Origin of the sequence: Echinicola salinicaeni, from assembly GCF_014280965.1 — a bacterium.
In the GTDB taxonomy this organism is placed as follows: Bacteria; Bacteroidota; Bacteroidia; order Cytophagales; family Cyclobacteriaceae; genus Echinicola; species Echinicola salinicaeni.
In genome coordinates this window covers 567,090-581,615 of sequence record NZ_JACODZ010000002.1, presented here as the reverse complement: position 1 = coordinate 581,615, position 14,526 = coordinate 567,090, and the positions used below count along the sequence as shown (strand labels likewise).

The 14,526-nt window shown below is 40.9% G+C and carries 16 protein-coding genes; 11 read left to right on the top strand and 5 right to left on the bottom strand.

The window, feature by feature from the left end; genetic code table 11:
* The first annotated feature begins 86 nt into the window (after positions 1-86).
* The 5 genes from H7U17_RS05620 to H7U17_RS05600 all read left to right on the top strand — a co-directional run bounded on the left by H7U17_RS05620 (position 87) and on the right by H7U17_RS05600 (position 3,110).
* Complete coding sequence (locus H7U17_RS05620; protein WP_186755665.1) at positions 87-740, top strand: hypothetical protein; 654 nt, start codon at positions 87-89, stop codon at positions 738-740.
* A gap of 43 nt (positions 741-783) precedes the next feature.
* Entirely contained in the window at positions 784-1,050 is a 267-nt protein-coding gene (locus H7U17_RS05615) for a hypothetical protein (protein ID WP_186755664.1), read from the top strand.
* 793 nt (positions 1,051-1,843) lie between these two features.
* The gene (locus H7U17_RS05610) at positions 1,844-2,257 is read left to right on the top strand and encodes a hypothetical protein (RefSeq protein ID WP_186755663.1); all 414 of its coding nucleotides are present in this window, start codon (positions 1,844-1,846) and stop codon (positions 2,255-2,257) included.
* 360 nt (positions 2,258-2,617) lie between these two features.
* Positions 2,618-2,857, top strand: a complete 240-nt coding sequence (locus tag H7U17_RS05605; protein ID WP_186755662.1) for a hypothetical protein — start codon at positions 2,618-2,620, stop codon at positions 2,855-2,857.
* Between the two features lies 1 nt (position 2,858).
* A complete protein-coding gene (locus tag H7U17_RS05600) occupies positions 2,859-3,110 on the top strand; it encodes a hypothetical protein (protein WP_186755661.1) in 252 nt (83 codons plus the stop codon).
* Between the two features lie 624 nt (positions 3,111-3,734).
* Here the strand turns inward: H7U17_RS05600 and H7U17_RS05595 are convergent.
* Both H7U17_RS05595 and dinB read right to left on the bottom strand, forming a co-directional pair.
* Complete coding sequence (locus H7U17_RS05595; RefSeq protein WP_186755660.1) at positions 3,735-6,659, bottom strand: DNA polymerase III subunit alpha; 2,925 nt, start codon at positions 6,657-6,659, stop codon at positions 3,735-3,737.
* Between the two features lie 2 nt (positions 6,660-6,661).
* Positions 6,662-7,816 carry a DNA polymerase IV gene (gene dinB / locus H7U17_RS05590; protein ID WP_186755659.1) on the bottom strand — a complete coding sequence of 385 codons (1,155 nt, stop codon included), beginning with the start codon at positions 7,814-7,816 and terminating at the stop codon, positions 6,662-6,664.
* A gap of 70 nt (positions 7,817-7,886) precedes the next feature.
* On the opposite strand from dinB, the gene H7U17_RS05585 reads away from it, so the two are divergent.
* On the top strand, positions 7,887-8,702 hold the full coding sequence (locus tag H7U17_RS05585; RefSeq protein ID WP_186755658.1) for an XRE family transcriptional regulator: 816 nt from the start codon (positions 7,887-7,889) through the stop codon (positions 8,700-8,702).
* Positions 8,703-8,718: 16 nt separating this feature from the next.
* On the opposite strand, the gene H7U17_RS05580 is transcribed toward H7U17_RS05585, so the two are convergent.
* Entirely contained in the window at positions 8,719-9,396 is a 678-nt protein-coding gene (locus H7U17_RS05580) for an SOS response-associated peptidase (RefSeq protein WP_186755657.1), read from the bottom strand.
* A 118-nt stretch (positions 9,397-9,514) separates the two neighbouring features.
* Here H7U17_RS05580 and H7U17_RS05575 point away from each other — a divergent pair, with 118 nt between their 5' ends.
* From H7U17_RS05575 to H7U17_RS20710, 5 genes are all read left to right on the top strand, one after another.
* Positions 9,515-9,955, top strand: coding sequence for a hypothetical protein (locus H7U17_RS05575; RefSeq protein WP_186755656.1), 441 nt, complete (start codon positions 9,515-9,517; stop codon positions 9,953-9,955).
* Between the two features lie 312 nt (positions 9,956-10,267).
* A complete protein-coding gene (locus tag H7U17_RS05570; RefSeq protein WP_186755655.1) occupies positions 10,268-10,921 on the top strand; it encodes a hypothetical protein in 654 nt (217 codons plus the stop codon).
* Positions 10,922-11,035: 114 nt separating this feature from the next.
* On the top strand, positions 11,036-11,608 hold the full coding sequence (locus tag H7U17_RS05565; RefSeq protein ID WP_186755654.1) for an AAA family ATPase: 573 nt from the start codon (positions 11,036-11,038) through the stop codon (positions 11,606-11,608).
* Positions 11,609-12,099: 491 nt separating this feature from the next.
* Positions 12,100-12,513, top strand: a complete 414-nt coding sequence (locus tag H7U17_RS05560) for a hypothetical protein (protein WP_186755653.1) — start codon at positions 12,100-12,102, stop codon at positions 12,511-12,513.
* A gap of 90 nt (positions 12,514-12,603) precedes the next feature.
* Positions 12,604-12,732 carry a hypothetical protein gene (locus H7U17_RS20710; protein WP_262891697.1) on the top strand — a complete coding sequence of 43 codons (129 nt, stop codon included), beginning with the start codon at positions 12,604-12,606 and terminating at the stop codon, positions 12,730-12,732.
* 382 nt (positions 12,733-13,114) lie between these two features.
* Here H7U17_RS20710 and H7U17_RS05555 read toward each other — a convergent pair whose 3' ends face one another.
* Positions 13,115-13,438, bottom strand: coding sequence for a HepT-like ribonuclease domain-containing protein (locus H7U17_RS05555; protein WP_222439142.1), 324 nt, complete (start codon positions 13,436-13,438; stop codon positions 13,115-13,117).
* Entirely contained in the window at positions 13,428-13,733 is a 306-nt protein-coding gene (locus H7U17_RS05550) for a nucleotidyltransferase family protein (RefSeq protein ID WP_186755652.1), read from the bottom strand. The genes H7U17_RS05555 and H7U17_RS05550 overlap by 11 nt, the downstream gene beginning before the upstream one ends.
* Between the last annotated feature and the right edge of the window lie 793 nt (positions 13,734-14,526).

The window sequence follows — 14,526 nt, the reverse complement described above, 5'->3', positions numbered from 1 at the left end:
CCTCCGATTGGAGGGCTTTTTTTAAAATAAAGATATATGAGGAATAAACGTAATGTGTTTTTAGGCCTGTTACCAAGCAATAAAAAATGAACAAGCTTTTTGACGAAATAGAAAAGTTTAAAAAATGGGCTGAGGACTATTCTGACATTTCCCAAGATGAACGTGGTGGAGAATGGGAATGTGATTATTCTGACTGGCCAATAATCTGGACTGAATTTGAAGCTTTCTTAAATGACAGTCATTATTCGAATTGGGCTGATGAAGAAATTAATCACATTCTATACATAATTGCACGAGATAATGAATGCAATTCAATAATTGAGATTATTACAGAAAAACCTGAGACTTTTGAATTTATAGCTGAAAAAGGTCTGTTCTTTAATAGTCCTAATACAAAATGGCAAATAGCTGAAGTACTTTACAAACTTGATAACAAGTCAAAAGCAGAACAATTACTTGAACTCTATCTACAACAAAATATTGAATATGTATCAAGAATGGCAATTAAGTCATTAGGTCTATTAAATTCGTCTTTAACTGAAAAGTATTGTGAACAAGCCTGGAATTGGAATCAAGATGACCCAAAGAGTGAATATCAAAGAATGATGGCATTGACAGTGCTTTATGAGTTTGGATCGCCATTAATATCCCAGTATATCAAATTAGCAAAAGAAGATGGACGCGAATATTTGGTTAGACAAGCTATTAATATTGAAAATGAAATGAAAACTAATAATTAAGCATTCTGACGGCTGGAACAGCTTAGCACAAATCCACATACCAATGAAAAGATTAGAAATCCAAGGACATGAAGTAATACCAGCTTCCGATCCACTCACAGAGAAACTTATTGAAGTCAAGTTTGACTCAGTTAACTGGAGAGTATACCTAACTGACCAAAAGAATAATTTCATCAGGTGCTATCCTTATTCCGAGTATCATGGAGGTGGACCATCTTATTTCGTCAACATTGGGAATTATGAATTCGAAAGTTGGGTACTAAAACACCCTAATTTTGAATCTGAAGTCCGAAATATACTGGATAAATGAAACAGGCTATTTACTACGGTACGTGGATTACCCTAGTGATTAATTATCTTGGCTTCGGGTATTTACTTTTGGAACACTCTCTTTTTGGTTCTTCAATCGAATACCCATGGTTCCTACCATTTCTATTGGGAGGAATAAATTATGGTTTGACAATATATTTATCAGCAGAATATGATCACAAATCATCGCGGACCATTATTTTAGTAATATCTGGCCTAACCTGGCTATTCCCTCCCCTTCTATTCACTTTTTTCGGAATACCTTTTCTTATAATTTATCTCATTTTCACTATTCAGCTTTTAAAAAATAATCGGGTGCGATCTTTGCAAAAAACAAATTGAGAATTTAATCATAATAACCATTTGGTATGGCATAATACCTTAAAAATACCCTAAGTGGGGTATTTGTTGGGAATGGGGAGATGGTTAGATTTAATGGTTCATAAAGTAAAAGGAATTAAATCCAGGCTTATTTCGGTATACTGGAAGGGTATGTCAGGGAAATCGGATGTAAAAATGAGTTGTGCAACATTGACAAAATTCATTTAGAATTGGAATTAAAAATTAAATTGAGTTTATTTTTCATAGGTGGATTTTTCTTCTTTTGGACTTTAGGTCCGATAATAACGAAAAACCTAAAAAGAAGACTAAAAAAAAAGAACCCAGATTTAGTGGAAATAGCACCAATGTTTTTTATAGTATTTCATTTTTTAACTCGAGCCTTTGCGATATTTTGCTTGATTTATACTGCGCTGATTTGGTGCAATATCCTGGAAATAACAAAAGAATAGAAAATGAAAACAAATTTTGAGATCGAAGATAACATTGGTGTTAACTATCACGGAATACATGTTGACCTGCACAACAATTTTGAACTGAAATCAAAAAAATCTGATGGAAAAAATATACTGATTGAATTTCTAAGGCGAAATGAAGATTGGGTACATGAAAAGGAATTCTCGAAATTGACTTTTATACATAAGAACATAACTTATGAGTTTTATGAAAAAGGGAATAATGAAGAATACCCAGAAGATGAAAATACGTTGAGTGTTATCGGCTATTTCCCAAAGTCAATGCGAAATATCAATGACGGATTTATGGAAAGAAGGAAACCGGAGATTGATGATGATATTATTTATATCTTTCGAAACGATAAAACAATCCGTGTTTGTTGCAGCGAAATAGAATTGAAAGTAAAAAAGTGATGTGAGAACTGAAAAGAAGAAAGAATACAATGTTACAAAATAACTAAGCATTCGGGTGTCCCAGGCTGGGTGGAGTATGCCACTCCACCCTACTATTCTGGGAATTTGTAATTCCAGTAACGAAAACCTAGATCATAGAACACCTCGTCAAAGCCGAGGCTTTTATTGTTTTAGGGGATGGTAAAAATACCCTAGGTGGGGTATTTGTTGGGAATGGGGAGATGGTTAGATTTAATGGTTGATAGAATAGAAGGGATTGAAAGCAGACTTATTCCGGTAAATTGGAAGGGTGAGTCTGAGGAACACAGGGAATACAAATAAGTTAAAGGTCATTTAGAAAGGCCACACAGAATCCATAAAATGAAAGTAGAATTTGAATTAAGAGACTATAAAATCAAATCGACCGGAGTTGACGGTGGACATCTTTACTTATCTACCAATGTTGACTTTAAAGGAAATAAAAGAAATATGACTGTCATTTTCAAAAACAAGAGTGACGAAAAACGATTAGCACAATTAAAATCACTTAAAGTAAAAGGACATTTACAAGATGAAGGTTCACAATTCACTTTATGCTTGTTGGAATCAGAAATTATTTAGAATGTGTGAGAATTGTTTCAAAAATGAAATAGACTCTTTCCCTACAGAAGAAAGTTGGATAAGGTTTGACCTGGAGTTAACCAAGAAATTAGGGACTCAAAAAATAAAGCATGTTCAGTTCAAACCAGACGGGGTTAGAGACAAAGATGACGGTGAATATATTTATCAGTGTAATTCTTGTCATCAAAAATGGAAACTAAAAGATCCAGACTATTCATTTAGAGGATACTTTTTAAAAATGAAAGACCAATAATAATAACCCTGACGGGTGAAGAATGCCACCCCCGACTGGGTGGAGTATGCCACTCCACCCTACTATCTTTGGAATTTGTAATTTCAATAATAAAAACAATGTCCATGAAAATCTTGTCAAAGCCGAGGCTTTTTTGTTTTTGGGGATTGGTAAAAATACCCTAGGTGGGGTATTTGCTGGGAATGGGGAGATGTTTAGATTTAATGGTTGATAGAGTAAAAGGAATTGAAAATGGAGATATAATTATAAGACTATTCGTAATGTTGCACGTAGCTATATTTTCTTTGGTTTATTCTTTTTCTGTCCTTTTCCATTGATGAAAAGGACCAAAAATCTAGGCCGATGGAGCCTTCTTCAAATTGAGCTTATTACTGTTTCGATCAGAACAATTTTCCTCAATTTGATTTTGGAACACTTGCTATGGGCTAAAAATGAGTGGATCTCGCTCGTCCACTTCGCAAGCTAACTCATTTTCTTAACGCCCTCCGCAACCGCTCCAAAACCGAATGCTCCAAAGGCCGGAATACCTGATTTCGTAGAGTAATCCACTCCACCCTACTATCCCTGGAATTTGTAATTCCAGTAACGATAAACTGCTTTATCATTTACCCTATAAACACTCACCTACTTCCTCAATCCCACATTCCTCAAGGCACTTACCTTAAGGGCATAAACACCAAACTCCTCCACCACCTTGCCATAAAGCCTATAAAATCCTCCCGAGTTCAGCGGGTATTTCTTTAGTACCGGCGGGAAATGCACCGTATCCAGCCAATCACCCTTTTCATCCAGAAAGGTCCCAAAGGCCATATAGTCCCCACGTACCGTCCTCACGGGTTTGGTGGTCACGATCCTGCCCAGCATACATACCTGCTTGCCCACAAGTTGGGGCATTTCCATGACATAGGAAAGCCCCTGACGGTCATCATCTACCAACTTAAAAGGATCATCCAGGGAAAAGCCAATCAGCTCGATCTCATCATAGGCATCCTCCAGTGGCTTCTTGGGAAACCGTGGCAAGCTAAAGTCGATTGGCTCCTCTGCAAAGATCGCCTCTCTTGACGGTACCTTCTCCATGCGCTTGTGCTTGAAATTGGCATGCCAGAGCAGTTCCTTTTTCTCCATGCCCGTAAACCGCAGCGCCCCTACCCTGATCAGGATATTAAGCTGCTCGGCATCCACCTTGCTACGCTCGATAAAGTCCGTCAGTCCAACATAAGCCCCATGCCTTTGCCTTTCTTCCAGTATGCGGGAAACAGTTTTCCGCTCCAGGTTTTGGATATGCACAAAGCCTACGATCACCTCATCTCCCCTAATGGAGGTCAGGTACTGGCCCTCGTTCACACACGGCGGAAAGACCTTGGCCCCTGCTTTCTTCAGTTCATGGAAGTAAAATCGTGTACTGTAAAAGCCCCCAAAGTTATTGATTACCGCCACCATAAACTCCATGGGATAATAGGTCTTTAAAAAAAGGCTCTGGTAGCTTTCCACAGCAAAAGAAGCCGAATGGGCCTTGGAAAAGGAATAGCCCCCAAAAGATTCCATCTGTCTCCACACCTCCCTACTGATCTCATCGGGATAGCCTTTATCCTTGCAGTTGGCAAAGAACTTTTCCTCTATCAGCTTAAAGCGGTTATGGGATCGGTACTTGCCCGACATGGCCCTGCGGAGGATATCCGCCTCCCCCATATCCAGTCCGGCAAAATGGTGGGCCACCTTGATCACATCCTCCTGGTAGACCATCACCCCATAGGTTTCCTCCAGCAATTCCTTCATCTTGGGATGCAGGTAGGGAATATTGTCTGGATGATGAAACCGCTCGATATACTGTTTCATCATACCTGACTGGGACACCCCCGGCCGGATAATGGAGCTGGCCGCCACCAAGGTCAGGTAATCATCACATCTTAGTTTAGTGAGCAGCTGGCGCATGGCAGGGCTTTCGATATAAAAGCAGCCGATGGTGTCTGCCCTCCTGATCTGGTCGGCGACTTTAGGGTCATTGAAGAATTCCTCCACCTTGCGGATATCCACTTCTACTCCCCTGTTTTCCTTGATCAGGCCTACCGTATCCTTGATATGGGCCAGCCCCCTTTGACTTAGGATATCCAGTTTGAACAGACCGATCTTTTCTGCCAGGAACATATCCACCTGCGCGGTATTAAAGCCCTTGGGAGGCCGTTCCATGGCCGTATACTGGTATATGGGCGCTTCACTGATCAGCATCCCTCCCGGATGGATACTTTGATAATTGGGAAAGTCCTGCATCATTGCCCCATACCTTAGAATGGCCCGCTGGATCTTATCCTCCGGTGGACAGGCATCTTTCCTATGGCGTACCAGTTGGTCTATTTCCGGTTTGGGCAGGCCAAAGACCTTGCCTAGCTCCCTGATAATGGCCCTGCCCTGAAAGGTAGAGTACATCCCCAGTAGGGCCACATGTTCCCTGCCATAGCGCTTAAAGATATAATCGATCACCTCATCCCGGTCCTGCCAGCTGAAGTCCATATCAAAGTCAGGCGGTGAGGTACGATGGGGGTTCAAAAACCGCTCAAAATACAGGTCCAACTTGATAGGGTCCACATCGGTGATCTTCAGGCAATAGGCCACAATGGAATTGGCACCCGATCCCCTGCCCACATAGAAGAAGCCCCTGCTCTGGGCGTATCGCACCACATCCAGGACGATCAGAAAGTAGGCATTGAAGTTCAGCTCATGGATGATCCGCAATTCTTTCTTTACCCTTTCCAGTGCTAAGGTATTTCCTTCTCCATATCGCACTTTCATCCCTTCGAGGGCCAGTTTTTCCAAAAGGATACGGTCGTCCTCTTTGGAGGAGCTAAAATACTTTTTGTTCTTATCCGAATACAATTCCATGCTTATAGCGCAACTGTCCATGACCTTTAGGGTCTGCTTGAGGATAAAGGGATATTCGGCATAGGCATTCCAGAGCTCCAGCTTATTGGTAAAATATTCGTCCTCTCCTGCCAGATCATCAGGACCAAGCTTGGTGAGCAGGGTATTCAGGTCTATGGCCCGCAGGATTTTGTGCAGGTTATAATAGGTCCTGTTCTGGAAAGTGACCGGTTGCCATACCACCCACTTTTCAGGATGCTTTTCGGGTGCCTGTTTATAGAGTTTGATCAATTGGGACATCCGGATCCCCATCAGTTCGTTCTCTCCCAATTCGTCCACCTGTCTAGAACCAAAGGTATAGATCACCCATACTTCTTTTAAAGCTGGCATCCTTGGAAAGTCCTGCTTTTCCATCAGGTGCAGGCTTATAAAACGGTTAATATGCATCAGCCCAGCATCATTCTTGGCCAGCAGGATATACAACATCTCCTGGCCATTCCTGATCTCTGCCCCCACTATGGGCTTGATCTGGGCTTTCCGGCAAAACTCCACAAAGTCCCAGGCATCTGCCGTGCTATTGATATTGGTCAGCGCCAGTGCTTTCACCTTTTTGGCCTTGGCCATGTCCACCAGTTCCTGGGTACCGATGGTCCCATACCGGTAGCTGAAATACGTCTTACAGTTCAGATACATGCCTACCTCCTTCCTGTGTTCATGCCCACTGCCCTGCTTACGGCCTGTGAGCCATACTTTCCCCTGATGGCATCCATGGCCTGATAAAGGCGCACATACTCCTCGGTATCCTCGAATAGGTTGATCTGTTGGAAACCTCCTACCAGATGGCTGACCTTCACCCCTATCAGCCTGACCAGCATCCTTCTATCATAGAGCTTGGCAAAGAGCTCCTTGGCCTTGTTCAGCAAGACATCGTCATTGGAAGTATAGGGCAATATGGCCTGCCTGCTTACCGTATCGAAATTGGCATAGCGCAGCTTCACCGTAATACAGCCACATAGCCTTCGCTGGCTCCGCAGGCTGAAGGCCACCCTTTCGGTCAGCCGTACCAGTTCACCGTTCAGAAAGTCCATATTGATCGTATCATTTTCAAAGGTCTCTTCCTTGCCGATACTTTTTTGTTCGGTATAGGGAATGACCGGGGTATCGTCCTTACCATTGGCCTTGCGCGAAAGGCTGATACCGTTTTTCCCCAACAGGTTTTGCATCATGGGCTCGGGGATTTCAGAAAGCAGCTTGATGGTCTCCACCCCCATCCTGCGCAATAAGGAAGAGGTCTTCAGCCCGATCCCCGGCATCCGCTCAATGGCCAGGGGAGCCAGATAGCCCTTCTCATACCCAAAGGGGATTTCCATCTGTCCATTGGGCTTGGCATCCTCGGTGGCCACCTTGCTCACCAGTTTATTGGAGGCCAGGGCATAGCTGATGGGCAAGCCTGACTCATGGAGGATCTTCTTTTTCAGTTCTGCCGTGAACTTACTGCAACCAAAGAAGCGGTCCATCCCTGTCAAGTCCAGGTAGAATTCATCGATGGAGGCCTTTTCCATTACGGGCACCTCTTCTCTAATGATATCGGTCACCACACGGCTATGGTAACTATAGCTGTCCATATCCCCTTGCAGGTAGACGGCAGAGGGGCATAACCTACGGGCCAGCTTCATGGGCATGGCACTGTGCACCCCAAACTTGCGGGCTTCATAGCTGCAGGAGGCCACCACTCCACGGTCGGAGCTGCCGCCGATGATCACTGGCTTATTATTAAGGGCACTGTTTGTCAGCCGGGCGACGCTGACAAAGAAGGTGTCCAGATCAAAATGCACCACATTCCTTTTCATTTGTCCGAACGATTTAGTAGTTTTGATAATAATTATATCATTATTGTGTCATAAATAATAACAAAACAACATGGCAAATCAAAGCTTTTTTTGGTCTTCCAACATCAAATTCCTGCGTAAACGCAAGAGAATGACCCAGATAGAGCTGGCCGAAAAGTTGGACATTTCCCGTCCCAAATTAAATGCCCATGAAAACGGCTCCGTGAAGACCCCGGCCATGGCGGACATGGTGATGTTTGCGGACTTTTTTAAGATGAGCATAGACACCCTGATCAAGGTGGACCTGTCGCAGCTATCCGAACTGGGGATCAGGGACCTGGAAGCAGGCAACGATGTCTATTTGAAAGGTGGAAGCATCAGGATATTGGCCACCACCGTAAATCCCGACAATATGGAAAATGTGGAACTGGTGCCCATAAAGGCAAAGGCTGGCTATTTGGCAGGATATAGTGATCCGGGCTTTATCAGCCAGCTTCCCGTATTCAACCTGCCACAGCTGGACCCCAACAGGAAATACCGCATGTTCCCTACCGAAGGGGATTCCATGCTGCCCGTACCAGAAGGGGCATATGTAATTGGGGAGTTTGTACAGGACTGGAGCAGCATCAAGGAAAAAATGCCCTGTATCGTGGTGACCAAAGAGGAAGGGATCAGCTTCAAGCTGGTCACTAACCACATCAAGGAAAACCGAAGCCTGCTTTTGGAATCACTGAACACAATTTATGATCCCTATGAGGTAGCCGTAATGGATGTGTTGGAGATCTGGAAGTTCCACAGCTACTTTACCGAAAACATCCCTGAGCCGCTGAGCGCTTTGGACCAGGTGGGCAGGGATGTCAGGGAAATTAAAGCAACCCTAAATCAGTTGGCAAACGATAAAAAATAAAAGGGTGCCATGTTGATTATATTGGTTGAAGGACTTCAGGTACATTGGTATCCAACCTGGAATTGGTCACACCGTCCATAACCCGATATCCCTCCATTTTACTTTCATTTGGATAAGGGACCATAAGGTCAGTCATTTCATCCTTATTGAGATCCTCTATCAACCAAGCTTCCGCCTGATCACCATCCAGCACCAGTGGCATCCTTTTTTTCTCATTATGGATTTCCTCCAGTAATGGGTTGGCCGGTACGGTGATTATGCTAAAGGTCGGAATATCATGCCATACAGAATAGATCGCACCTAAGGTAAAGTACTCCCCTTCTTTAGGCCGGATATAATATGACTGTGCCTTCTTCTGTCCGTCTGGATGGTGAGGTTCAAAGAAGCCATTGCAGATCACCAAGCACCTGTTCTTCCAATAGGCTTTATAAGAACCCTTTTCAAACAGTTCCTCTCCTTTGGCATTAAGGGTATTGGCCCTCCAGGAAGATTCATCCTTCACCCAATGGGGGAACAGTTTCCACCGGTACATATGGATGGCATTCTTATCATGGGTACTGAGCACAGGAAGATAAGGCTGGGCAAACCCGTTGAGGTGATAGCCACTTTGAAAAAGATCCGGTTCCGCAACCTTCTTATCAAAATCCTTTTCTACCGACTTGATATCCTTATTGAGGGAAACATGATAGCACATAGCATAAAAATGATGGTCCTATTAAAGATAAGTATTTATATAAAAATCACCTAGTACAATAAGCATAGGGAAATCCTTTTATATATTTAGTAAAGGCCTGTCATTCAATTCAACTAATATGATTCCCATTGACTCCGATCATACCCACTTTATCAACCTGTGCCATAATTTCAGGACATTCGCAGAGGCAGAACCTGACCAAGGTCAATTGGAAGAAATCTATCGCTTGGCTATACTATTGGATAGTTATAGTCTGGGAACCCATCCCCCTAATCTTAAAGCATTCAACGTAATCAATAAGTGTTTGATAGGCACTGATGTTGAATTGGCATGGACGGATATCGATTCAAAGATCAGCTATTATGGTGGGTTATATGAATGGGAAGAGGACTACTTCTTTGTGTATTCCAGCATTTCCAATTATGAAAAGACTGTAGAGGTCAATCATTTAGGAACTTGCCCATTTTTATTGCCCTTATTCCTGAGGCATATACCTAATAAACAATTTCAGTTGGAGTTTGAACAAGTTTTCCATCAGGTTTATATTCATATAGAATAATCCAACTTGTATATCTTCTTTATTTAGTATTGGATGCTGTTTATTAAAAGTATCTCTCACAGAAGCGTTTAAAAAAGAAAAAATGCTCAAACTTTCATTGATGCATGCTTTTATGTTTTAGGGGGATAGGTAGAAATATCCTATGTGGGGTATTTCTTTGTAACTATACTCTTCTTAGTTTTGAGGGGTATGTCCAGTTGATATTTTCAAAATAAAACTCACCAAAGGTGCACCAAGCCGACAAATGACGGGGCTTTTTAAACCTTTGGTTTATAGATAAACGAGTTAGCCAACACTTAAAAAAACCACATAGTGAGACAAGAAACATTTTTCCAATTTATAAAAAAGATCAAACCTCCATTCTTTTTTACTTGGCCGCTAAACATAGGATATCTGATTATAGTCGCAGTTTTAATTTATCAAGGAAGTAAAGAAAATATTGGCGTGGCAATAGTTGGTCCCTTAATTTTAACCATGGGATTTTTAGCGATGAAACTTTTCATTTATGGGAATTTATTTAAACCATATAATGCAGGTGGAGAAGCATTTAAGGAATTAAAAGGTAAAAAAATAGAAGTATTAGAAAATATAAGCGTTTACATAAAAGGTTTTGACCTATTCGACCAAAAGAATTCCTTTCTCCCAAACATTCGAAAGACTATTTATGATTTTGACAAAGTTGACTTGGTTCTGACAGAACAATCAATGGTTTTACTGGGGAAAAGTGAAAACTTTGGTGGAGAAGCATACGCCTATCCTGTTGAGATTTTAATTGATAAACAGGCTCTGACAAGTTTACCAAAGGCACAAATAAAGGGTTGGGAACAAAGCAACAATAGGATTAATATCCAGATAGAAGATTATCAATATAAAAAACCGATCAAAATTGACTTTAAGGACAAAACTGAAGAAATAAAGCGTTGGCTAACATCACCTTGGATACAGCGGACGGTCCCACGCAAATAGAAAGTTTAGTATATTTAAGAAGTTAGGATTAAGCTGGAGGAGAACGGCTTCTAATGCCCGCCGTTTCCAAGCTGAACCCCGTTAGGCGCCATATAAAACGAACCGATATCGACAATGATTAAACTAAAGGAAAACAATAATTTCTATGTCATAACAGGAGGTCCAGGAGTAGGAAAAACAACTTTATTGGAGGAACTAAAAAGTAGAAATTATGAAATTGTTCCTGAAATCGCTCGTGAATTAATAAGAGAACAACAAAAAGACAATGGAAAAGCTTTGCCTTGGGAAAACAAAAACTTGTATAAAGAAATGATGTTTGACCGTTCGATAATCAGTTTTGAAGAAATTGACAAAAACACGAATAAAGAAAAACCGATTTTTTTTGACCGCGGATTTTTAGATACAATTTGTTATGCAGAATTAATTGAATCGGAAATAACGGAACGAATGAAGTCTTATGCGGAAAATTGGAGATATAATAAGAGTATATTTATGCTTCCGCCTTGGCAAGAGATTTATGAAACCAATAACGAGCGAAAACAAGATTGGAAAGAAGCGCTTTTGACATTTGAACAAATGTGCAAGACATACAAAAGTTACGGATATGACATTGCCGAAATACCAAAGAAACCTGTAAGTGAAAGAGCTGATTTTGTTTTGGAATTTATAGAAAAAAAACAGAATTGAACATAAAAATACGAACGCACAATAACTAAGCATTCTGACGGCTGGAACAGCCAAGCCTGCCAAAGAGGGTAAACCATTAAGGAGAGTCAGACCTATGTTTGGCAGGTGAATCTAAATGCAGTGTTGAACGAGTGGTCCTGGGATAGGGATAATTATGGGGAAAGCTTTTCTTATGGGCCAATAGTTCTTTTAAAGCAGATAGCCTCTAGAGGATTTAAACATTCAAAGTTCTTAAATTAGAGAAGCTGAGAAATTGTGATAAGTTGTTTAAACCCTATTCAATAAATAATGGAAGCCCTTCGATTGGAGGGCTTTTTTTTGTGGGGGTTTGGTGAAAAATACCCCACTGCTTTTGTATTGTAGCATTCTTAGAAGATTTTACGTCTAGTATTGTAATTAAGCTCTGCATTTTTGATGATTTCTTTTTTTACAAAAGAGCTGTCTCAATTATTGACTTTTAGGAAATAGGATTAGTTCAAAATATACAAGTCATGAAAAATCTAAAAGCTATTTTCTTACTCACATTTTTGATCGGCTGGGCATTGATTACTTCTAGCTGTCAAAAAGTAGATGTGGAACCCGATCCCGCAAAGGCTATCTTGGGTAAATGGGAAATTATTGAAATGGGGAATTGGCCAAATATGGAGCCAGTTGTTAATCCTGTTGCGTATTCCGAATATCTTGTTGATAGTGTATTAAGGGAGTGTGATTATGAAAAACAAACTTATTTTACTAAGAAATATTGGATTGATGATTCATTGCTTTATGAGGGGATCTATAGGGAGAATGGATATTTATTAACTATCCGTTACAGATATGAGTTTTTTGACAAGAACAACAAACTCCGGTTGGATCTCCAGGCATTGGGGATATACAATTCTTTCATTTATAAACGAATAGAATAGAGTGTTATGAAAAAGTTTTTTATTTATCTTTTTTGTTTTTTATTGGGGTCAACCTTTTGTAGGGTCCAAGATAAGTCAAGCCCCCTAATAATGAAAAAGAACAATGGGACAATTGGCTCTGTAAAGTTTTATCAAAATAATAGAGGGATTACCTCACCCGATAGTTCCCCCGACTGGGTGGAGTCAGCCTCTCCACCCTACTATTCTGGGAATTTGTAATTCCTGTAAATTATAACTGTTTCAATAAAGACCTCATCTAAGCCAAGGCTTTTTGTTTTAGGGGATGGGTAAAGATACTCTAGGTGGGCTTATAGTAGAGGATTACCACTAAGCAATTATTGTACTTGTTTTTGGCCATTGCAAATGGCCTATTTACATGAGGGATCTTATTTGGTAATTATTGATATTAAGGTGTAGATGCAATCTACACCTAGGGAAGATGGAAATAGATAAAAGTACCTGAGTCGGAGACTCAACCTTAGGATGTCCTGCAGCTCAGCTGACAGGACAACAGGGGGCTTTTTGTTTACGGGGATGGGTAAAAACCTTAGGTTATAATGCTACCCTCATAAGGACTATAATAAATCAACTATTGAGCAGTTTATTTACTTGTCGATAAAGTATGGGAAGATCTTTGGATACAATGCCTGCCCCAAATAATAATATTATCAACATTATCATATGCATGGATTACCCAATTCCTAAGGTTAACAATTCTTCTAGCTTCATTAATTTCAATATCTGGCTTAATTTTAAGAAGACGATTCGTTGTCTCTCCTATTATTTCCAATTCCCTTTCCACTGCCCTTCGCAAAAGTTTGTTGGATTCATATTCCTTAAAATCCCTTTCATCCCCAAGAAAGTCATTGATCGTTTCAATAGATGTAGCAATATCCAAAAGATACTTTTTGATATTATGCTGCATAAAATAGCTGCTTGGTTTTTTCCACACCCTCAATAAAAAAAGGATTGCTTAAAGACCTTTCTGTAATTAGGTCAACCTTACGGGAAAATAGTTTCTCCAAATCCTCATGTAAATTAAAATAATTGTCCGTGTACTGTTCAATGGACATCTCTTTGAAAGAAACCAATATATCAATATCACTAGATTCATTAAATTGATCAGTTGAGGCAGATCCAAAAATATGCATGGTTTTGACTCCATAATTTTGGCATAAAGCAGTCAAAGCTTGTTTATTATTTTTTATAATATCAACCATATTGTAAAAGTTATACTCAAATATAAGAAATAAAGTTTTAACTGAATGCTGAGTTTTGGATGTAAGAAGCGGGGATTGGTAATTCCAGTAATGAAAACTTTGTCCATGAAGACCTCGTCAAAGCCGGGACTTTTTGTTTTAGGGGATGGGTAAAGACACCCTAGGTGGGCTTATCGTAGTGGATTACCACTAAGCAATTATTGTACTTGTTTTTGGCCATTGCAAATGGCCTATTGACGTGAGGGATGTTATTTGGTAATAATTAACAGTAAGGTGTAGATGCAATCTACACCTAGGGAAGATGGAAATAGATAAAAGTACCTGAATCGGAGACTCAACCTTAGGATGTCCTGCAGCTCAGCTGACAGGACAACAGCGTACAAGGTACGAAGTCGGAAGTAACGTATATTAGAGGGGAGATTGCTTCCTCCTTACAGTCGTCGCAATGACGTAGGATAAACACGGGATTGCCGCGTCGCAGGGCTCCTCGCAATGCCGTGGGCCAGGGGGTGCGGGATGTCCGGTGTCGGAAGTCGGATGTCCGATGTGAGAAGACCGAGAGACTTATCTGCAAGCTGGCTGGACAATCAATGAATAAAAATAGCTGAGTCAGAGACTCAATTTTCATCGTCCTGCAGTTCAACTGACGGGACAACAGAGATGCTTGAAGTGGAAAAAAGTTCGAAGCAAATAATATTCATAATATTGCAAACACTATGAAGTAGGGCGCGGTGGCCGATGCAAATCCGGGCCGGCGTTTGGCCTTGTGGGCGGAAGGTTATTTGCATCTTGA